The 21,454-nt window shown below is 42.2% G+C and carries 17 protein-coding genes; 7 read left to right on the top strand and 10 right to left on the bottom strand.

Going from position 1 to position 21,454, the window contains the following annotated elements; genetic code table 11:
- The 5 genes from HUJ21_RS02845 to HUJ21_RS02825 all read right to left on the bottom strand — a co-directional run bounded on the left by HUJ21_RS02845 (position 1) and on the right by HUJ21_RS02825 (position 8,338).
- Positions 1-285 carry a hypothetical protein gene (locus HUJ21_RS02845; protein WP_166142577.1) on the bottom strand — a complete coding sequence of 95 codons (285 nt, stop codon included), beginning with the start codon at positions 283-285 and terminating at the stop codon, positions 1-3.
- A 7-nt stretch (positions 286-292) separates the two neighbouring features.
- The gene (locus HUJ21_RS02840) at positions 293-1,027 is read right to left on the bottom strand and encodes a DUF2589 domain-containing protein (protein WP_291367107.1); all 735 of its coding nucleotides are present in this window, start codon (positions 1,025-1,027) and stop codon (positions 293-295) included.
- A 143-nt stretch (positions 1,028-1,170) separates the two neighbouring features.
- Positions 1,171-3,036 carry a tetratricopeptide repeat protein gene (locus tag HUJ21_RS02835; protein WP_291367105.1) on the bottom strand — a complete coding sequence of 622 codons (1,866 nt, stop codon included), beginning with the start codon at positions 3,034-3,036 and terminating at the stop codon, positions 1,171-1,173.
- 213 nt (positions 3,037-3,249) lie between these two features.
- Positions 3,250-4,482: an MFS transporter gene (locus tag HUJ21_RS02830; protein ID WP_291367103.1), complete on the bottom strand. Its 1,233-nt coding sequence runs from the start codon at positions 4,480-4,482 to the stop codon at positions 3,250-3,252.
- A 604-nt stretch (positions 4,483-5,086) separates the two neighbouring features.
- The gene (locus tag HUJ21_RS02825) at positions 5,087-8,338 is read right to left on the bottom strand and encodes a S41 family peptidase (protein ID WP_291367101.1); all 3,252 of its coding nucleotides are present in this window, start codon (positions 8,336-8,338) and stop codon (positions 5,087-5,089) included.
- Between the two features lie 708 nt (positions 8,339-9,046).
- On the opposite strand from HUJ21_RS02825, the gene HUJ21_RS02820 reads away from it, so the two are divergent.
- From HUJ21_RS02820 to HUJ21_RS02800, 5 genes are all read left to right on the top strand, one after another.
- Positions 9,047-9,895 carry an SPFH domain-containing protein gene (locus HUJ21_RS02820; protein ID WP_291367099.1) on the top strand — a complete coding sequence of 283 codons (849 nt, stop codon included), beginning with the start codon at positions 9,047-9,049 and terminating at the stop codon, positions 9,893-9,895.
- Positions 9,896-9,898: 3 nt separating this feature from the next.
- Positions 9,899-10,381, top strand: a complete 483-nt coding sequence (locus HUJ21_RS02815; protein WP_291367097.1) for a hypothetical protein — start codon at positions 9,899-9,901, stop codon at positions 10,379-10,381.
- A 4-nt stretch (positions 10,382-10,385) separates the two neighbouring features.
- Positions 10,386-10,568 carry an Arc family DNA binding domain-containing protein gene (locus HUJ21_RS02810; protein WP_166142589.1) on the top strand — a complete coding sequence of 61 codons (183 nt, stop codon included), beginning with the start codon at positions 10,386-10,388 and terminating at the stop codon, positions 10,566-10,568.
- A gap of 142 nt (positions 10,569-10,710) precedes the next feature.
- On the top strand, positions 10,711-11,250 hold the full coding sequence (locus tag HUJ21_RS02805; protein ID WP_291367094.1) for a HEAT repeat domain-containing protein: 540 nt from the start codon (positions 10,711-10,713) through the stop codon (positions 11,248-11,250).
- Positions 11,251-11,426: 176 nt separating this feature from the next.
- On the top strand, positions 11,427-13,487 hold the full coding sequence (locus tag HUJ21_RS02800; RefSeq protein WP_291367092.1) for an alginate lyase family protein: 2,061 nt from the start codon (positions 11,427-11,429) through the stop codon (positions 13,485-13,487).
- Positions 13,488-13,532: 45 nt separating this feature from the next.
- On the opposite strand, the gene HUJ21_RS02795 is transcribed toward HUJ21_RS02800, so the two are convergent.
- The 3 genes from HUJ21_RS02795 to HUJ21_RS02785 all read right to left on the bottom strand — a co-directional run bounded on the left by HUJ21_RS02795 (position 13,533) and on the right by HUJ21_RS02785 (position 17,642).
- On the bottom strand, positions 13,533-15,101 hold the full coding sequence (locus HUJ21_RS02795) for a SulP family inorganic anion transporter (protein WP_291367090.1): 1,569 nt from the start codon (positions 15,099-15,101) through the stop codon (positions 13,533-13,535).
- Between the two features lie 331 nt (positions 15,102-15,432).
- Positions 15,433-16,776, bottom strand: a complete 1,344-nt coding sequence (gene purB / locus HUJ21_RS02790) for an adenylosuccinate lyase (RefSeq protein ID WP_291367088.1) — start codon at positions 16,774-16,776, stop codon at positions 15,433-15,435.
- 134 nt (positions 16,777-16,910) lie between these two features.
- Positions 16,911-17,642, bottom strand: a complete 732-nt coding sequence (locus HUJ21_RS02785; RefSeq protein WP_291367086.1) for a DUF4397 domain-containing protein — start codon at positions 17,640-17,642, stop codon at positions 16,911-16,913.
- 208 nt (positions 17,643-17,850) lie between these two features.
- On the opposite strand from HUJ21_RS02785, the gene HUJ21_RS02780 reads away from it, so the two are divergent.
- The gene (locus HUJ21_RS02780; RefSeq protein ID WP_291367084.1) at positions 17,851-18,945 is read left to right on the top strand and encodes a ferredoxin--NADP reductase; all 1,095 of its coding nucleotides are present in this window, start codon (positions 17,851-17,853) and stop codon (positions 18,943-18,945) included.
- A gap of 47 nt (positions 18,946-18,992) precedes the next feature.
- Positions 18,993-19,451: a hypothetical protein gene (locus tag HUJ21_RS02775; RefSeq protein ID WP_291367083.1), complete on the top strand. Its 459-nt coding sequence runs from the start codon at positions 18,993-18,995 to the stop codon at positions 19,449-19,451.
- Positions 19,452-19,475: 24 nt separating this feature from the next.
- Here the strand turns inward: HUJ21_RS02775 and HUJ21_RS02770 are convergent, their stop codons facing one another.
- Entirely contained in the window at positions 19,476-20,393 is a 918-nt protein-coding gene (locus tag HUJ21_RS02770; protein WP_291367082.1) for a DUF4097 family beta strand repeat-containing protein, read from the bottom strand.
- Positions 20,394-20,412: 19 nt separating this feature from the next.
- On the bottom strand, positions 20,413-21,438 hold the full coding sequence (locus tag HUJ21_RS02765; protein ID WP_291367081.1) for a hypothetical protein: 1,026 nt from the start codon (positions 21,436-21,438) through the stop codon (positions 20,413-20,415).
- Positions 21,439-21,454 lie beyond the last annotated feature (16 nt).

The raw sequence follows: 21,454 nt of genomic DNA, 5'->3' as shown, positions 1-21,454 counted from the left end.
TTATTTGTTTTTCTCCAACCAAACAGGTTTTCTTAAAAATCCCACATGGTAGGTAGTTCGCTGGAGGGTAATCTGGTGGTCCCCCACCTGAAAAACGCCAACAGAAATATCTTTTCCGATGATCTTTCCTTTAGGGTATTCGTTAAGGCATTTATTCAATAAAGCCATTTGATTTTCCTGTTGTTCTTCATTAAGTGGGTTGTTGGGGTTGATGTTACCTATGCTGACTCTTTTTACATAGGTAACATCCCCCAAATCAGCTGCCTTGTTTTGCTGTTGGATCATTGTAAAATCAGGTGAGCGATGGGTGGGACCCATCCGGACTTACAGGTTTGGTATCCACTAGTTTGCCGGTTTTTGGGTCTCTTTTGCTGGCAGCCTCCAGGGGTGCTACATTCACATCCATAGGAGTTGCAGCTGTAGCCATCATGTCCAGTACCCTGGCCAGACCCTCCGGAGTACCGTGATTGGAAGCGGTTACTTCCACATGGTATTTGGCCGAATTGTCAGAACTTCTGGTATTTTCTTTATGAGTAGCCACCGAGCCATGTATTTTCACGGTGGCACTTACGGGACCCCATCCAATCTTTGCAGATACATCGGCTGATGCATTCATATCCGTTGAACTGGATTCGGAGGTTGCACTCTTGACCTCCATATCAAAGGTGATGTCCACCGTATCTACCTGAAGATTGGGAATGGGTACTACTGCCAACATGGGTACCCGGATTTTTACCTCCTCTATGGTTCGCTGTGGTGTTGGATTTGGGTTTTTATCACTGACTTCTGGCACATAAATACCAGGCCGTTCAAATTCAAAATCCAGCATTCTGGCAGCACCCGTAGTGAATTCACCAGGTTTTTTGTCTACCGGAACTTGGGTAAATCCCACTGTATTGATGAAATCCGCTGTTGCTTGTGCCAGTTTAACATTCGCGGAAACTGCTGCATTCAAGGGACCTCCAATCAGGTCCTGCATGGGCAATCCCTTGAATTGATCTGACATATTTACTAAACCTTCTGCCATTTTATTAAGCGTTTTTTTGGTTAAAAATAAGTATACTGTTTTGTGGGAAGTAATATGCTATTCTTTCCAGGAAATGTATTAAAATCAGGGGTGGACAAAAAGTAGACAATACCGGGGACAGATTAAATTCCCGAATTGGCGGGCTATTTGGAAAACTGCCCTTTTTTATGACTATCTGAAAGGCTGGTGATTTTCTTTTTAAACCGATACCTGGCCTTCTTAGTGCCATCGTATGAAATACCCAATACCGAAGCCATTTCCTGAGTGCTAAATCCCAGCTTGAAAAGTGCGCCCAAGATAAGTTCGTTTTCGGTTAGTTCGGGAAGATCTTTTTTCAAACGTTCCCAATATCCCGGAAAGGCTTTTTCAAACAATAACCTGAAAGTGCGGCAATCTTCCTGTCTTGAAATCTTGAATTGAGCCAGGGCTTCCAGGGCTTCCTGTCGGGCATAGTTAATAGCAGATTTTTCCAGCTCCCTAACTAGTTCTTGGTTTTTACTCAGGGAATTGGCCAGGTTTTCTGAGTAGACCAGCAGTTTTTTTTGTAACTTTTCCTGCTTCTTTTTACTGTCCCTGAGCTGTAGATCGAAAACACGAAGTAATTTTTCTTTTATGCTTAGCTTGTAATAAAAGTATACTAAAAAGAAGAAACTTGACAATGCCAGTAGGGCGAGGCCTATTTGAATGGATGCAGTTGATTCTTTTGGGAATGCAGTCGAGAATGGCTCTGATTTTGTATCTTTCTTCTGGCGATAAAGAATTTCAGCACTGGCAATATTTTTGGCTTTCTCCAGGTTGATAAGGCTGTCAGATAATTTTTCTTTTAACTGAAGGCTATTGCGATAGGCCTGCAGGTCTTTTTGTTTATAGTATTCCTCAGAAAGGTCTTCAAGCAAATCTCTGTACAGGGAAAGGGCTTTTCCCTTTTGGGCATAGGAGATGGCTTCCTGGTAAACCTTTACGGCATCCATGGACTGGTTTTCAGCGGAGATAATTTTCCCTTTTAACCAATAGGCATAACCCAGGCTTCTGTGGTTGCCAGTTTCAAGCTTAATCGGTATGGCTTTGGAGAGAAGTCTTTTGGCCTCGGGGAGATCATGCTGCTCAAAAGCCAGGAAGGCCATATTGTTCAGGATCATGGCGATTTCTGGTTTTCGATGCTGCTTTTCTGCCAGGGAAAGGGCCAGACTGTTATGCGCCTTAGCAGAATCATACAAACTTTCCTGCGCTGAGTTGTCCGCCAGCTTTTTATAAACCAATCCCAAATTTAGGTGGGCGTAAAGGGTTTGCACGGGTAATTGTTGGGTCTTTGCATGGCTAAGAGCACTGTTCAGGTAATACCTTGCCTGATCATGATCCTCCATTTCTGTATATACCAGAGCCAGGCTTGTTTCGCAATCTATGAATAAGGCGTAGTCTAATGGTTCATCCTTATTTTGGATTACCTGGATGGCCTGAAGGAGACTTGACACTGCTTTTTCCAATACCCCCATTTCTTTATATAACTGCCCTTTCCCTTTCAGAATATTGGCCAACCGTATTGGGTCTCCATTTGCGATAGCAAAGTCATGTGCCAGATCAATATGTGTTTTTGCCCTGTCAAAATCTTCCATTCTGCGGTAGAGCTGATAGAGCGCATTGTGGTTTTTCTCATTCAAGCTATTCAGCTTGTATCTTTTGGTAATGGACAGAGCTTCAAGAAGTTTTTTCTCGGCTTTTTTATATTCCCTTTGATCGTAATAACTGTATCCAAGCACCTGGGCAGCCTCAGAATGGATAGCCGGAGAGCCTGATAACCTGGCTGTTGCATAGGCCTGCAGGGCATAGGCAAAAGATCGTTCTGGTTGGGTATATGCCAATTGATTGGAGAGATCCAAAAGCAAGCGAAGGCTGTCTAAATTATCTGCCTCCTGATGAAAGTCAATCGCATGAATATTCCCCAACTGAATAAATGTAGCCAGTATAAAAAAAGTAACCTTGGTCACGATTAAAGCTGTTTGGTTTGCCATATGGCTTGAATATCAGTCAGATATTCTGTTTTAAATTTAGTATAAAAATTTAATCAATCCTAAGACCCCTTTTTAAATTATCAATGGGAGTGCAAAAACAACAAAGATTTAATAATAAGATAAAAATGGATCTTTTGCCGCCAGGTGTTTAAAGTCAAAAAAAGGAGCCGATAACAATCGGCTCCCTAAAGTATTTGGTGTATGTTTTCTTTCTTAATGTGAAACAGGACTCACCATTTCCGTTTTTTTGGAATTTTTCTGCCAGAAGAAAAAGATGATAAAGAGTACGATCAGGATGGCCGGAAATAAGGCCATGTTCTGTAAGGTAGCCTGGCCAGCCATAAGCTCCAGTTCCTCCCCAGAAAACCTTCCAGACAATTCTTCTCTGGAACTATCAATCCATCCACCAATGATAGGTTGCCAGATAGCTGTGGAAAACATACCGATTCCACCAATTATGGACATGCCCAAAGCGCCACTAAGTGGCACTCGCTGTGCTACTGCACCTACCATTACCGGCCAGAAGTAAGCTACTCCCAAGGCAAAAATGATGGCTACAAAATAGGCAATCCCACCCGTCACCATACTGAAAAGGTAAATTCCGATAGTAGCAAGGATAGACCCGGCCAATAACACGCCGGTTTGTCCCAGCTTTTCTACAACCGGCCCTGCAAAGAACCTGGCGATGGCCATTACACCTGTGGTCAGTGCAAGAATAATCATTGCATTTGCACCACTGTTTGCCAGTACGATATTAACCCACTGTTGCGGTCCGAACTCGGAAATGGCAGTAAGGGACATACAAACGAAAAGAAAAAGGAATACCGGACTGAATAATGCTTTAAAATTATTGCCCAATGAGGTAGCTCCCTCCACTTTTGCTTTTGGAAATGCTTTTCCATAAAATAATACGGCATAAATCACTGTTGGTACCATGGTGATCCACATCTGGGCTTCCCATCCCAGATTCATGGTGGTCATCACATTGGAAATGATGGCACCTAACATGATACCACCCGGGAACCACATGTGAAACCTGTTGAGCATTTTGTTCATTTTCACCCCTGAATACATATCCGCTATCATGGGGTTACAGGCTGCTTCCGTACACCCGTTACCGAACCCGATAAATAGTGTGGAAATCAGTAAGGTGGTATAACCACCAGCGTAAATGGTCAATAAAATACCCAAGGTATGGGCAACGAATGCCACCCGCATGATGTTTCTGGCACCAAAAGAATGGTAAACAATCCCTCCAATAATCATGGAAATCGGAAATCCCAAAAACCACATGGAGTTGATAAAGCCTAGTTGAGATGCCGAAAGGCCAAAATCTTCGCCAAGCTGTGGCAGGATGCCGGCCCTGATGCTAAAGGTAAAGGCGGTGGTAATCAAAGCAAAACAACTCCCGTTAAAGAGTGCGCTTTTGTTGATGTTTTCGTTCATTGAGATTGGGTTTAGAAGTTTTAAATATTGTTTGAGGTTGATTAATCAAAACTTTTGGACAATATATAAAAAAATGATTTTATCTTCTGACTTTTATAAAAAATTATGAGGAATGACAAAATACGGGTTTGAGAGGGCAGGGGAGGGAAGGTATATTTTTTTTAATTAGAGGCATAAAAATCTCTACGCTTCCGAAAAAGTAGAAAAACAAAAACGGGAAGCATTCTTTGCGAATATTTCCCGTTCCATAATGTAAGGACCGTAGTCTTTATATCATGCCAAGCTACAGTTATTGTGACTTTCTCCCAGTTTCCCAGGTTCATGGCCTTAGGATCTAAACCACTACTAAAAATCCTTTCGGATTTCAAGCTTGAATTTTGGAACGTCTGCGGTTTCCCGTTTCAGGCTTCAACACTAAAGTTTTATCCCATTTTGTTCTCAATCCCGTGATTTGACCTTAGCCCGAAATTTTACTTTCGGCCTTTTATCTCTTACTTGATACTGTTAAATGTAGCAAGTTGTTATTACAATAGCAATTTTATAAGTTATTATTTATAAACAATTTTTCCACAAATAAATTTGAAATAAACACAAGTTATGCACATTATTTATCTTCATAGGCTGGGACGGCTGGTATATTGTTTGGTTGATTCTCCAGTAAACGCAACACCTCTTCAATGGCCTTTTCCAGTTGAGGATCTGTTCCCTGTGCCAACTGGGTCGGGTCTTCCGGGACTTTAATATCAGGGTCGACTCCATAACCTTCCCTGAACCATTGCCCGTCAGGATCATACATCCGGAAAGTAGGTACCGTCACATTACCACCATCAATCAAGTTTGGTGCTCCGCTTATGCCTATCAATCCACCCCATGTTCGGGTACCGATCAAAGGCCCCAAACCGGCTTTTTTGAAATAATCAGGAAAAGCATCCCCTCCGGAGCCGCTCCACCCATTGATCAACATTACTTTGGGACCAAAATTGGCCACCGGAGGCCATTGCCAGGTTTGTCCATCACGCACCGCCCAGAAAGCAAGGGCAGGGCGGTTAAGCAATTCTATAAACCGATCGGGAATCTGGCCGCCATTGTTAAAGCGTTCGTCGATGATCAGGCCTTCTTTGTCAAACTGTGCGTAAAACATCCTGGCCAGTTCTTCCTGTCCATCCTGACCCGTGCTTGGCACATAAATGTAGCCGATCCTTCCCCCGGTCGCCTCAGCTACTTTTTTTCTGTTGGATTCTATCCAGGCCAGATTTCGAAGCCGGGTTTCATCGGCCAGGGTCTTGACCAATACCTTTCTCGCACCTTTAATTTCCGGGTTTTGGTTGACCGTTAGTTCAACTGTTTCTTCTGCTAATCCTTCAAATACAGCCCATGGATCCCTATCTGCATCCAAAGGTATGCCATTGACTGCCAGGATAAAATCACCTTCTTTTATGTTGGTGCCAGGCTGGGCCAGGGGGGAACGGGCCTCGGTATCCCAGGCAGCTGCGCGAATGATTTTTTTTATATAAAATGCACCTTCCTTGAATCCCCAATCTATACCCAGGTAACCTGTTTGCTTACTAAGAGCCTTTTCTGTATCCCCACCTCCCCTATAGGTATGTGAAGCCGAAATTTCAGCGATCAATTCCCCCAAAATGTAATTGACATCCCAACGGGTAATTGCATGGTTCAGCAGTTTTTCGTAACGTTCTTTCATGGCTTCCCAATTTACCCCATGCATGTTGGGATCATAAAAGAAATCTCTTTCAAAACGCCAGGTATCCATAAAGAGCTGCTTCCATTCCTTTTTTGGGTCCAGCGTCATTTCCATTTTTGAAAGGGGTAATTTGTCCTCTATTTTTTGGTCTTTGTTCATTGGGATTACCGCCAATGATCCATTGCTATTGACAAGTAGCTTTTCACCATTTGCCGACAATTGGTATCCGCCCACTTCTGTCAGAATGGTATGTTCTTTCCTTTCTTCCACATCATAGTAAACCAGGTCGGCCTTGGCCTCCGGGGTCCCGGCCACCGGATATTTCAGATAGGTCACTTTACCTTTTGCAGCCCCCATAGTCCTGTAATTTCCAGCCTTAAGAGGTAAAATCACCAAACGCTCCTCCATTCCATCCCAATCTATGGTAGTGGTTGCTGTCTCTGTCTTTTTCTTTTCTGTGGTATCTCCATTCTCTTTGGAAGCTTCTTCCGTTTCATCCTTTACCGGGGTATGATCATTTTTAGGGGAAATTGGAGAAGGCGTTTCGCTTGAAAGGGGCAGTGCTGCCAGTTGACTGCTATTGACATATACCCAACTTCCTTCAAAATCGCTGTATACAGGGTCAAAATTTCTTTGTGTTATAAAAAAGATAAACTTTCCTTCCGGGTCAAAGACTGGATTTTGGTCGTCATAAAAACCCGATGTTGCCTGCTGAAGGGCTTTCTCCTGGTAGTCGTAAATGGCTATGGCAGTTTTCCGGTTACTCAAGTCCTTTTCATAGGTAAGGTACCGACTATCAGGTGACCAGGAAATTGAAAAATTCCTCAATCCTCCTTCATACAGGAATTTCATTTGATCGACCCGGGAGGTGACTTTTGTATTGTGATCGTAAATGTACAGTGTCATGGTCTTATCTATAAAGGCCATTTTTTCACTGTCCGGCGACCAAAAAATCCGATAACGGTATCCTGGCCCATAATCGCTCAAGGTTGTCTCCTCCCCGGGGCTCTCCATATCTCTGATGGTTAGTTCATACTCACCGGTACGGTCACTCCAGTAGGCGATATACCTGCCGTCAGGTGACCAGGAGGGGTAGCGCTCCGCAACACCCGGACTTTGACTGAGGTTGATCACTGCCCCATCTTTGGCGGGTACTGAAAATAATTCTCCCCTTGCTTCCACCACTGCACGATTGCCATCATAAGCCAGCCAGGCATTGGCCAGATGTTCTTCAACTTTGATTTTTCGGGGCATCAAAGTGGCCAAATCAGCACTGACCTGTATGGCCACTTCTTCATATTCTTCTGAACCTAGATCCAAAAGGTAAATTTTGCCTGCCGCTTCAAAAACGATATCCCCGGATCCCAGGCTTGGAAAATGCACATCAAAATCCATAAAGTGTGTGATTTGATGCAAGGACTTTTCTTTTATGTCATATCGCCATATATTACTGCGTTGGTTTTGACCCCTGTCGGAAAGAAAATAGATGTTTCCGTTTTCAGCCCACATGGGAAATTCATCGTTATAGGTGCTGTTGCTGATATTTTCGGCAGCAAAATTCTCAAGATCAAAAATGAAAATATCGGTTGTCATGCCCCCTGTATACCGCTTCCAGGTTCGGAATGCACGACTTTTGGGGGTATAGACCATTTTCTGTCCATCTGGAGAAAGCATCCCAAACTCCCCATAGGGTACTGGAAGCTTATCAGGTAGTCCTCCGCGAGAAGATGCCTTGTAAAATTGGGAAAAACGCTGTTTTTCACTTTCCCTTCCGGAAGCAAAAATCAGGTGATTTCCGTCCGGGTGCCAATCCACTACCCTGTCACTCATTCCATGGTGGGTGATTCGTTTTGGTACACCTCCCTTTGATGGCATTACATATACGTCCACATTTCCGTCATAATTCGCACTGAAAGCAATCTCAGATCCATCAGGAGAAAATCGGGGAAACGATTCTTCTCCATTTGCGCTGGTTAACCGTTGGGCAAGGCCCCCATTTTTTGGCACTATCCAAATGTCTCCTCCATAGGAAAATGTAATGGATGTGGTAGAGACATCCGGGTATTGAGCAATTCGGGCTTCTATTTGCGCAGTTGCCCTCAACTCGAACCAGGACAATAGGAGTATATACAATATGGAGATTTTTACTTTCATCTGTTTATAGTTATTTCTTAATGGTCACTTAGCTTGTCCCAACTCGACGCTTGGGAGAATCCCGCAGGTTGGATAATCATCCCTCCTTGTATCGCCTGCACAGGCGTTATTTTATGGTATTAATGATTAACGGATTGAATACCAAAGCAGCCTGGAATCCTGTATTGAACTTCAAGCGTAAATATTTCCTACAACTAAAACTGATACATTATTTTCAGCTAATTGTAAAAAAAACAAGGCTCTTGAAGGACTAAATGTAATAAAGATATTGATAATTCAAGGAAAATCGCAGATTAAAACCATTCAAATACTCTATTTATCCAGTATAGTGCCATTTTTTTATCAGTCACATTATCAGTACTTTATCTCTCGAGATTATGCTTAAGGGTTCTGTAACCGGACACTCATGTTCCACTTTCGGACAAGCTTTCCTGAACCAACCACCTAATTTTCACTTTATTCAAATAGCGCAGGGTTAAGTTAGACTTTCCCTATGTTTTATTCAGGTTGGTAAAAAGAATGGTCACCCGGATTAATTCTTGTTTTCCGGGTTATTCCAGACAGGATTGGGCAATCCTATGCAGCTTAGAAAAATAGTAAAAGCCAGATGGTATTGGGTTTGAACTATTATAATAAACACAGCTAAACCAAACCAAATAAAAAATTTTCCGTATAATTGAAATGATATCAAAATAATATTAAATCAATATGGAAAAAACAATCAAACCCCAATCCGGATACCTGTTAATTCTGGTAGCTATTGGCATTCTTGCCCTCACGATTTTTGCCTTTGCGGTAAAAGCCTTTATTTTAGCCCTTCCTGCGGCACTTGTGTTTTTCCTTGTTCTACCCGGGTTTTTCATAGTTGAGCCCAATAAAGCCATGGTGCTTCTCCTTTTCGGTTCCTACAAAGGTACTGTTAAGGCAGATGGTTTTTTTTGGGTCAATCCCTTTATGAGCAAAAAGAAAATTTCGCTGCGTGTAAGGAATTTTGAAAACAAACCATTAAAGGTGAATGACAAAATCGGTAACCCGGTAATGGTGGGTACCATTGTGGTCTGGCAGGTGGAGGATACCTTCAAGGCTTCCTTTGATGTGGACGACTATGAAAATTTTGTACACTTGCAGGCAGATGCTGCGGTGAGAAAAATGGCAGGAACCTATCCTTATGACAATTTTGAGGATGAACATGCGGAAGTAACCCTGCGCTCCGGAGTGGAGGATGTAAATAAATCTCTTGAGGATGAAATCAGTGACCGCTTGCAACATGCCGGTATAAAAGTGATCGAAGCCAGGATTTCCCATTTGGCATACTCCTCGGAGATAGCTTCCGCCATGTTGCAAAGGCAACAGGCAACAGCCATTGTTGCAGCAAGAAGAATGATTGTAGATGGGGCGGTTGGCATGGTTGAGATGGCACTTGAAGATTTGAAAATCAAGGGAATCATCGATTTTGAGGACGAGAAGAAAGCGGCTATGGTAAGCAACCTGATGGTGGTGCTTTGCTCGGATAAAAATGCCAGCCCGGTGGTGAATGTAGGAACCCTCAATCCATAAAACATGGTGTTTAAGGAAGAGCAATACTTGAGGAAAATCTGGTTGCTTCCCCTTTTTCTGGTTCTTTCGCTGCTTTTTGGCATCATTTTGCTGGTGAAGGATCTATTCGGAGATGCAGATCTCCAGGGCACCATAGCCCTGACACTGCTGATGCTGTTAATGGCTTCGGTTTTCTGGTTGTTACTGACGATGAAGCTGGAAATCAGGATGGATGATTGGGGGCTAAGTTTTAAAAGTCCGCCTTTTATCAATTCCTGGAAAAAGTATTCCTGGGGGAGCATTCAGAAGATTGAGCCTGTTTCTGCCCGTGCAATTTGGGGAACAGGAGGCATTGGGATCAGGTATAGCCTGAGCGGGGAGTGGCGTTACATCTTCAGTGTAAGGCATGCCATAAGGGTTCACCTGAAAAAGGGTAGTTTTGTATTGAGCACTCGAAAACCAGTAGAACTGATGGCGGCATGGGAAAATTGGAAAATAGTTAAATAATAAAATGGCGCAAAAGAAACCCTTCGCCCTAAGGATAGATGAGAAATTAATGAAGGCTGTGGAAAAGTGGGCAGCGGATGAATTCAGAAGCACCAACGGACAGCTGGAGTGGCTAATTCACGATGCTTTAAAAAAAGCAGGACGGCTTCCCAAAAAAAACCAGCAAAACCATTCCGAGAATGATTGAGGGTCGATTTATGGGTCTTGCTTCAAGCAAATTGGTTTTATTTGTCTTACAGTCCCCGAATTTTTGTGGGATTGTTTTTTGTTTTGAAAAATAAACTAAAATTCACCTTCAAAGAAGATTTAAATCGATTAAAATTATACTTATGACTGAAGAAACGGAACAAAAAATCAATGGCCTTTTGGAGAAAATGTTGGACAAGGATCAGGAAGAGCCTTTGAAATACGGGGAGCACCTGGCGCGGATGGGAAATCCAGAGGTACGTCAAAAGTTGATACAGGTAATGAACGAAGGAGATATGGAAGAGGCTTTTTTGGCGGCAAAGACTTTGTCCATGATACCGGAAGAGAGTGACAAATCATTAGATGCTTTATTGGCCGTAATTCATAAGCCCACTAACCATGCACATAATGGCGGGTTGGTTTCTTTATTGGAAGAATTTGATTTAAGCCAAAAGTTTGTGGATCTGTTTCGCATATACCTTTTTGGCAATTTCAAAGCGGCTGCATTGGCCAAAGTTCATCTCGATTATACCGAATTCGATATCAGCCCCCGAACTTTGAAAAAGGCAGAAAAGCATTGGAAGCATTTTTTGAACAATGCCTCTCATGACGAGGCTTTTGAGTTGAAAAAGGAGGAAGCTGAAACGATATTAAAGGAGATAGAAGATTTGTTATCGGATTAAATTGGAATTGTTATGATTTTCTATAACACCACTAACATTTCAATTTTTACTGATAATCAGCTTTTTATTAAAAGAATCAGGTGAAACCTGATAGGCTTTTTTTATTTGGATTCCGAATTGTCAGGTATTTTCTGCTGTTTTTAAGTACATTTAATAACCAACAATTTTGAAAAGTGATGCTTAAAAATTCAATATCCAAAAATTGCCTCCTGATTCTTTTTCTCACTCTTTTTTCTGTTTGTGAAGTATCCGCTCAGAAAGATTGGCAATCCATCCAGACTGTTGAAGATCTGTATCAGGCTTATCCGGAAACGGTTAAGGGTATCTTTGACCACCTGGATTTGAGTCATTCCGATTTGGCCGCTGTGAAAGAGGCCAAAGAGCAGGGAAACTGGGTACTGGCAGCGGAAAACTTACTTGAGTACTACAGGGAAGGGGATAATGCCCGTTCCCTCCGAAAAACACTTCCCCTTTCATCAACTGACAAGACCATAGCAGAAGCAGATACCATTTTGAAAGACGTATTCACCATTCAGAATGTGAAAGGTAAAGTGCCTTTGCTTCCGGATGGACATCGGGATTGGTACTATAAGGGGCCAAACAATGACAGGGAGTGGGCCTGGCTTTCAAATCGGCACAGTCAATTGATGCAGGTGATGAATGCCTATTTTGAAACCGGCAATCCAAAATATGCCAGCTATATGGATTTATTTTTAAAGGATTTTATCATCAAGAGCATGCCTTATCCAGGAGAAAAAGGTTACGAATCCATTTGGCGGGGATTGGAGGTTGCTGCCAGGGCCAAGGCCTGGTCCAGGGTTTTTTATGGCATGATGGAAAGTGAATATCTTTCTCCCGCCACCCGCTTGTTAATCCTCAGCAGCCTGCCGGATCATGCCCATTACAGCCGGAATTTTCATGGGGGCAATAACTGGCTGACCATGGAGATCTCTGCATTGGCGACCATTGCCGCTTATTTTCCTGAGTTCAAAGCTTCAGAAGACTGGTTGGATTATGCCATAGCCGCAATGACAGCAAGTATGCGGGATCAGGTTTATCCTGATGGAGTGCAGACTGAGCTTGCCTCCCACTACCACAATGTGTCCCTGCATAATTTTGAACTTTTTCAATCTTTGTGTGAAACTGCGGGCCGTGAACTTCCCGCTTATTTTACCCAAACCATAAAGGGTATGTATGGGTACATTGCGAAGGCAGTGAGACCGGACGGTCACCGTATCCTTAACAATGACGGGGACAGGGGAAGTGACAGGGAACTTATTTTAGAAGGAGCCGAAAAATTTAGCGAACCGGGCTGGGCATTCATTGCCAGTAATGGAGAAGCAGGTATTGCTCCAAATGAGGGGCCTTCCTTCTTTTTTCCCTGGGCCGGCCAGTTGATTTCCAGAAGTGGATTTGAGGCATCGGCACATTGGTCTTTTTTTGATATGGGGCCCTGGGGTAGTGGTCACCAGCACAACGATAAATTGCATCTTTCAGTGACAGCTTTTGGAAAGGACTTCTTGGTTGATGCAGGTAGGTTCGCCTATACTGGTGCGGTGGCAGAAAAATTCAGGCCCTACGCCAAAAGCAGCAAGGGGCACAATGTATTGCTCATAGATGGAAAAGGACAGCTACCAGGCCCTACCCATGCCGCGGAGGCATTGGATCAGAGTTATGTGAAAATAGCAACAGATTTTGACTATGCTTCTCAAAGTTTTGATCAATTTGAGGAGTCGGATGGAAAAGTAACCCATGTGCGCAGCCTTTTTTATGTGCGCAAAGCATTTTGGGTGGTGGTGGACAGGGTGATCACGGATAGACCAAGAAAAATAATGGCTTTGTGGCACTGGCATCCGGATGTCAGGCTAAGCCAGGACAAGCTTCAGTTTACAGGCAAATACCAGGAGGGGAATTTGGCCATCATGCCTGTGGGTGACAATCTGAACCACGTAGTGCAGATGATTAAGGGTCAGGAAACTCCTGAAATACAGGGATGGTACAGCCCGGAGTATAATTTATTTGAACCCAATACCGTCAGCACTTACCAGACGAATATTGAGAAATCTACCAATTTGGTCTGGCTGTTGGTACCCTCCAAAGAAGAGGGTGTGATAACTGATGCTAGGATTTTATCTGAGAATAATGAAATGGTGGAATTGGAAATCAGACAGGATGGGGAGAAATGGCACCTGATTATTCCTTTTCTTGATAGCGAATTAGCCGACTTAAAAAAATAGTAGTAAAAAAAAGGCCCTCCAATACGGATATTGGAGGGCCTAATGTTAGTTCAATACAGTTGTGTTTTCTTTATCGATATTAATTACCTCAACGGTGATGTTTTTTTCTTTGGCGTTGACCTGAAAATCCTTGATGACTTCAATCACATCATAATCGATGATTTTTGAATTGCTTCCATCTATAATGACCTTCTTGTTTTCGCCTACTTCCTTGAGGGTTTTGATCAGCGATCCCTTATTTAGGAAGCTCACCTCTTCGGCAAGAATAATATGGATGATGGATTCGTCGTCTTCTCTGGAATCTTTGAAGACGTGTGAATTTTTATAATTCCTTTTCAAAATATACACTATTCCGACAATCATGCCCATGCCGATACCTTTTAGCAAATCAAAGAAGACGATACCTAAAATGGTAATCAGAAAAGGCAGGAACTGGTCCCAACCCAATTTATACATGGATTTAAAAAGAGATATTTTAGCAAGCTTATAACCTATAACCAGGAGAATCGCAGCCAAACTGGCAAGTGGAATCAAATTCAATAAATTGGGTATCAACAAGACACTGGTAAGCAGCAATAAGCCGTGGAATACTGCTGACATTTTGGTTTTTGCGCCGGAATTGATATTTGCGGAACTTCTTACGATTACAGCTGTAATCGGCATTCCGCCTACCAATCCGTTGACGAAATTTCCTGCTCCCTGAGCCAATAGTTCCCGATTGGGCGGGGAAACCCGCTTTTGTGGATCAATTTTATCTGAAGCTTCCAAACATAAAAGCGTTTCCAGGCTGGCGATGATGGCAATCGTGATGGCAATAACCCAAACTTCGGGATTAAACACCCCGGAAAAATCAGGAAAGAACAGATGCTCTCCAAGGCTTGAAAATCCGGATATTTCAGGAAGAGTTACCTTATCCTGGGCATCAACATAGAGACCGCTACCGGGTATGAGGAATTTAAAGATTTTGTTTATCCCAATGCTCAATAGAACTGCCAGTAATGGGCCGGGAATAAATTGTAGGAAACGGTGATTTTTAATTACAGGTTTTTCCCAGAAAATCAGAATAAACAAGGATACAGCAGCTATGATAACGGCACCGAAATTAATGGTTTCACTTAAAGATTGTAAGGCGAGTACGGCTTCCAGATCATTTACCAGGGGAATAAAATCTTCTACCAGTTCGCTTGAGTTAGTACCAAAAACAAATGGTATTTGTTTGATAATCAGTATGATGCCAATCCCCGCCAGCATTCCTTTGATGACCGAAGTTGGGAAATAATAGCCAATTACTCCTGCTTTAATTATTCCCAGGACAAATTGGATGATACCTGCGATGACCAAAGCCGTTAAAAAGAGTTCGTACGCCTGCAAGTCCTCAATGGCATTCAATACGATAACCGTAAGGCCTGCAGCAGGACCTGATACAGCGGTATGTGAGCCAGATAAGAATCCTACAACAATACCACCTACAATTCCTGCAATTACTCCTGAAAACAACGGTGCTCCAGAAGAAAGGGCGATGCCAAGACAAAGGGGTAGCGCCACCAAAAAAACAACCAGCCCGGCAGGTAAATCCGATCCTAAATGTGAAAAATATCCTTTTTTATTCAACATAGCATGATAAATTAATGGTAAAATGGGTATATAAGCTAATTATCCTATCAAGAACCAATTAGACCTGAATTTGAATACTGATTTAATTTACGGAAAATTACTGATATTATTTTTCATTATGTTTCACATAAGCAAATTTTATACAAAAGGGTTCACCGATTTGTCGATTTAAAAAATAAATCCCCAGTAATAAATTATTTCAATTTATCACTCAATAAAATTTTGTTTTGATAGACCAATGATTTCTGAAGGGCCACAAACATTAAAATTCTATTTTTAATTAACAAAAGTCAAGTTTTGGTCGATGAAATTGGATTATAAATCCTTGTTTTTACTTCCCTGTATAGTTAAACGGGCTTATTTTTGACAGTTCTTCTTTTACCTCATCAGTCACAGCCAGAGTTGAAATAAAATCTTTCAATGAATCTTGGCTTATTTTATGGTGGGTGCGGGTCAGGGCTTTTAAGGCTTCATAAGGTTTAGGATATCCTTCTCTTCTCAAAATTGTCTGAATGGCCTCTGCTACCACTGCCCAATTATCTTCCAGATCATGGTTGATTGTGTCCGTGTTGAGTTCAAGCTTCTCTATACCTTTACCCAAGGAGAGCAAGGAAATTAACATATGGGCCAGGGGCACACCCAAAATCCGAAGTACAGTGCTATCTGTAAGGTCCCGTTGAAGTCTGCTGATGGGAAGTTTAGCGGAAAGGTGTTCGAAGAGGGAATTGGCAATACCTAAATTCCCTTCTGCATTTTCAAAGTCTATTGGATTCACTTTATGCGGCATGGCAGAAGAACCGACTTCCCCTGCTTTGATACTTTGTTTGAAATAGTTCATTGAAATGTATTGCCATACGTCCCTGCTGAAATCCAAGAAAATCGTATTGATTCTTTTAAGGGCATCCATGTGTGCTGCCAAATGGTCATAATGCTCAATTTGGGTAGTAGGAAAGCTCCTGTCAAGACCAAGTTTCTGAGATACAAAATTATCCGCAAATTTTTTCCAATCGATTTCCGGATAAGCTACATAATGGGCATTCATGTTGCCGGTGGCCCCTCCGAATTTGGCCGCATAGGGTATGGTATGGAGTAGTTCCAACTGCCCGTTCAGACGGCTTACGAAAACCTGAAGTTCTTTGCCCAGGCGCGTTGGTGATGCCGGCTGTCCGTGCGTTTTGGCCAGCATGGGTACGGTATCCCATTGCGTGGATCTGTTGGTTATTTTTTCTTTAATTTCCAGAATTGCAGGTAAGATAATTTCCTGGATGCCATTCTTATACATTAGGGGAATAGCGGTATTGTTGATGTCTTGTGAAGTGAGACCAAAATGGATAAATTCGGATACTTTTTCCAGTCCAAGAGAAGAGAAACGTTCCTTTAAAAAATACTCCACTGCCTTGACATCGTGGTTGGTGGTTTTTTCTATGTCCTTGATTGCCTGGGCATCTTTTTCTTCAAATCGCAATTCAATTTCCCGGATGGATTTAAAATGGGATTGGGTCACACTTTTCAATTGAGGCAGTGGTAGTTGGCAAAGGGCAATAAAATATTCGATTTCCACTTTTACCCTGTACCTGATCAATGCAAATTCAGAGAAGTATGCCATCAGAGGGCTTGTTTTTGAAGCGTAACGGCCGTCAATTGATGAAATTGCAGTAAGTGGGGTTAGTACCATATTCTTAAGGATCCATTTTTTAAAGCACAAAATTAATTTTTATTATTGAAATGCCGATGATACTCCCGGAATTATTGAAATAAAAAAGGCCCCCGTAAACGAGAGCCTTAATAGTTAAACAAATTATCAGGTACTTAATAGTTGGGGTAGTTTCTGATCAGTTGTAAGCGCAAGGCGTCTGCAGAATTGCTGTCGGCTTGCACCTTTCCTCTGATGATAAGGGTGTAAATTCTCCCTTCCCGAAGATGGATATCGTTGATTCTGGCCAGCTCCTCGCTGTTGTCATTGGATCTTATAAAAAGGTCCGTTTCCCCCATGTCCACAGGTACAAAATCCGTGATATCCATAAAGGATTGATCACCGATCAGTGGGTCATCTTCATCCCTTTGGTAGACACTTACTTCGGGGCTGTCTGATGAAAGGTGCACCAAACGGATCAAAGCTTTACCGGAATCAGGTGTTTTGAGGCTGTCTTCGGTGAAAATGGTTTTGACTTGTGATCCATCTTCTGTCATAAAAAAGGAATATACTTTTTCTATTTCCAGATTGACGGTGGTATCCAATACGGATTCCTGTGTTTCAGGATCTTTAAAGGAGAAATCTCTTTCCCCGGTATAGAAATACCAATAATCAATATACTGACCAAAATCAAATGACTTCCGGTCATAAACCCTGTCATCTACCTCAATTTTGATTTCATTGTCTGCGCTGGTCCCATTGAAAAAAGAGACATAGGCCGTAGGGGTATTGTCAATGTTTTCCTGATCGGTATCCAAACAGGAAAAAGTAAAAGGCAATAGGATTAGTATCCATGCCTTTCTCCAGGTGCCGTTGTTGCTTAAGTAGTTTAACATTTTTGCTTTCATTCAATAGTTTGGTTTAATCTTCTGCCACCATTACGTTAATTGATATGGAAGTGCTACAATACCCCGGGAAAATATTTTAAATCAAATGGAGAACCTAAAAGTCTCACTGATAGTTAGCATAATAAAATTAATTTTTTTGCCATTAGGTAAATGAAGCAGGACTGTTAATTTTGTACGATAAGACAATAAATATATAGCCATAAAAAAGATGTTATTTAATTTATTCAATAGGGAAAAATCCAGCAAAAAAGAAGACAATTATTTGACCCTGAGAATCAGGGAAACTGTGGTGGAAACAGCAGACACCATGACCGTATATTTCGAGCAGCCTGAGCCTTTTTTGGACTACCAGCCAGGGCAATTTCTGACCTTGATTTTAGAAATAAATGGCAAGCAAGAAAGGAGGTCTTACAGCCTTTGTACTTCCCCATTTGTAGATCCATTTCCAGGGATCACTGTTAAAAGGCTCAATGGTGGTCTGGTATCGAATTATATCAATGATCATTTCTTCCCCGGAAAGCGAGTTGCGGTAATGAAGCCCCTGGGTAATTTTGTAACAAACTATCATTCAGATAATCGGCAACATTATGGCTTGATTGCTGGAGGAAGCGGTATTACCCCCATTATGGGGATTTTAAAATCCATTCTGGTCAATGAGCCTCATGCACAAATTCATTTGTTGTATTGTAGCCGCTCCAGGGAAATGATCATTTTTCGAGAGTTGCTGGAAGACCTTCAGGAAAAATTCCCGGACAGGTTGGCGGTCAGCCATCAACTGAGCCAACCTGAAGCAGGATGGGAAGGAGATAGGGGGAGGTTGGATCAGGAAAAAGTGAAACAATTTTATCTGAAAAATTTCAAGTTTTTTGAAGCCAATCAGAAGTTTTTTGTTTGCGGCCCCGAGGGATTAATGGATATCAGCCAGGACGCTCTCCGGCAACTGGGTATACCCAAAGAGTTGATCCTGAAAGAAAGTTTTCATTTGGAAAAAGAAAAATCGGCTCAGGAGGAAGGTTTGACAGATGTGGTCAGCAGACCGGTGAAAATCATTCTGGAAGGGGAGGAGTATGCTTTTGATGTAGGGCCTAAAAAAACAATCCTGGAAGCAGGACTGGATGAGGGCCTGGACATGCCTTATTCTTGTCAAAGTGGCTTGTGCACTGCCTGCATGGGAAAACTGATTTCGGGGGAAGTAAATATGGATGAGGATGCCGGTTTAAGCGAGCAGGAAATTAAATCAGGGTATATCCTCTGCTGTTCGTCCAAACCAAAGGGTTCTGATGTAGTCATTCAGATTGAATAATGGATAGGGAATTACTGATTTTGGAGTTAAAGAAAAAATTCAGGTTAATGGAGCAAAAAATTTTGTTGTTGATTGCTGTTCCATTACCGTTTTTCTCCTTTGCCTATTTGTATACCAGTAGTGGGAACATGCAATTTGACATGCCTGCACTTCCTCAAATACTCAGTCATGTGATATTTGGACTTGTTGGTTTCCTTCTATTTTTCCAGTATTATGCTTTTCGCAAAAAAATAATGCAGATAAGGAATGCTCCTGTGACATTAAATGAAAAATTAACCCATTATGGCAAAGCGACATTCGGCAGGTATTGGGGTTTATTTTGGGCAGGATTATTGAGCGCAGCAGGCTTGTTTATTTTTGATAATCAGGTGTTTACCATTGCCTATGCCTTGAATTTGATTTTTATTTCAATCGGAAAACCCACACCCGACAGGATCATCAAAGCCTTGAAATTGAAAAAAGAAGAAAAGGACATGGTTTTTGAAATCAACCGAAGAGAAAATTAAAAAACCTTGTCCTTTCCCGATGTATCAGATGGGTTGGATCACGATGTTTCCCGAGCTGATCCTACCTTTTATTGTTGGAAAATTTCCATTTCGGATCACGAGAGATTTTGATTTGGATTGCCGGTCTATCCGGATATTTCCAGATCCAGCCTGCAGGTCAAAGTTGTAATGATCAAAATCACTGGCCGTGCTGATTTGAATATTGCCTGAAGAACCGTTTAACTGAGTAGATTTCCCCAAACCGGCATGGTCTGCTCTGATGTTTCCGGAAGTGATTTCCAGGCTGCCCAATTCTCCGATCCTATTCAGCCGGATGTTTCCGGAAGTAAGGCTGGCATTCAATAACCCAGTTACGGATTCTGCTTTAAGCTGTCCACTGGTTGCTTTAAAGTCCAGATCGCCTTTTATATCTGCTATAGAGGCATTACCGGATGTCAGCCTACAGGTCACATCTCCATTGATGTTTTGTAGGTTTAGGTTACCTGAACTGCCTTTGATCCATGTATTCCCGGTCAGGTTTGTGGCGTTGATCTGGCCAGAGCTTACTTCAAGATGAGTTTCGCTGGAAGTAATACCTGAGACCGCCAAGGAGCCAGAGCCGGATTTAATATCCAAAATCATGTTGGCTGGACCGTTTAGATAAATCTGTTTTTTTGAATTCCAGCTTCCTTTGGGAGGATTGTAGGCGATTTTCAGGGTATTTCCAACAGTCACCATGAGCAGTGACTTATCGGAGATTTCATTGCTGCCCAACAAAGCTTCGAGAGACAACTCCTGTAGGCCTTCCTGACCTTCATATGCTATGGCGATACCAGAGGATTTAATTTCCAACTTTTGTATTCCTGAAAATGACTTTTTGATGAGCTCCTGGGCCTGAACCGAAAGCATTCCCATTGAAATCAAGAGAGATAGAAGTAAACTGAATTTAAAATGATTTTTCATGATAAAGTAGTGGATTTAATTAAAATACTATTCCAAAACTGACAGGGCTTAAGTCGGGGCTCAGGCTGTCGTGAAACAATGGATTTAGATCGTAAGTGGTGAAAAAGGTAATGCTTTTAAAGCCAACCTCTCCCCTTATGCCATACCTGAAATTGCTTAAATAACTGCCAGCGGGTTCTTTTTCCTTTTTTCGGCCTGAGCCTCCGAGTTCCCGGTACACGAATTTACTTCTACCCCCCAGACGATAGCCCGCGTAGGGTCCAACACCAATGCGGAGCCCATTTCTTCCGTTGTCATTAAGTTTGCCAAAATCCAGTCTGAACATGCTGAGAACGTTAAGGTATGAGGCGGATATTTTACTTTTAAATCCATTGACATCCGTTCTGTTGACCATGGTAATGCCATCTTCAGAGCCAATGGCCTGGTACCTGGGGTTATCTAACTTAAAGTTATACCAGCTAACCCCCAGTCCAAAATCCCAATAGGCACCTTTGGTGAGTTTTTGACTTGCCATCCAGTGAAATCCCACGTTCCAGCTTCCCCAACCTTTGGGACTGAAAGGGGACCCGGCACCGGGGATAGTGCCATTTTGAAAATAACTGTTGATTCCAAGATCAGTATTGAGATAGGTTCTGAAAGAAGGGTCCTTTTTTTCTTTAGGGCCGGTCTCCATCTTCACTTTGGTTCGACCTCCTGTTTCATCCACAATGATTTTATACCTGCCAATTTTGACCTCTGTCTCCCCTACATTTTCATAAATACTTACTATTTCTTTGTTGCCATCCTTTTGTCTCATCTCTATTACGGTAACTACACCATCGTTTTCAGCTTCAGGTATATTGAGCTCTTTGATGATCTGGTTGATGTCCATGCTTTTTAACCGTTCAAAGTCCTCTGGATTGTCCACGAGAAAAACCACCTTACCGGATTTCCCAAACTCTACGATAATGCTGTCATTTACTGGCTTATCTTCCGGAATGGAAGGATTTCCAAATGCCAGCTGTACTAGGGCCATAAGTAGAATGGCGATAACATACTTTTTCATAGTTGATGTTGTTTAT

The organism is Cyclobacterium sp. (genome assembly GCF_014762705.1).
GTDB lineage: Bacteria > Bacteroidota > Bacteroidia > Cytophagales > Cyclobacteriaceae > Cyclobacterium.
This window is presented reverse-complemented; position numbering and strand designations above follow the sequence as displayed.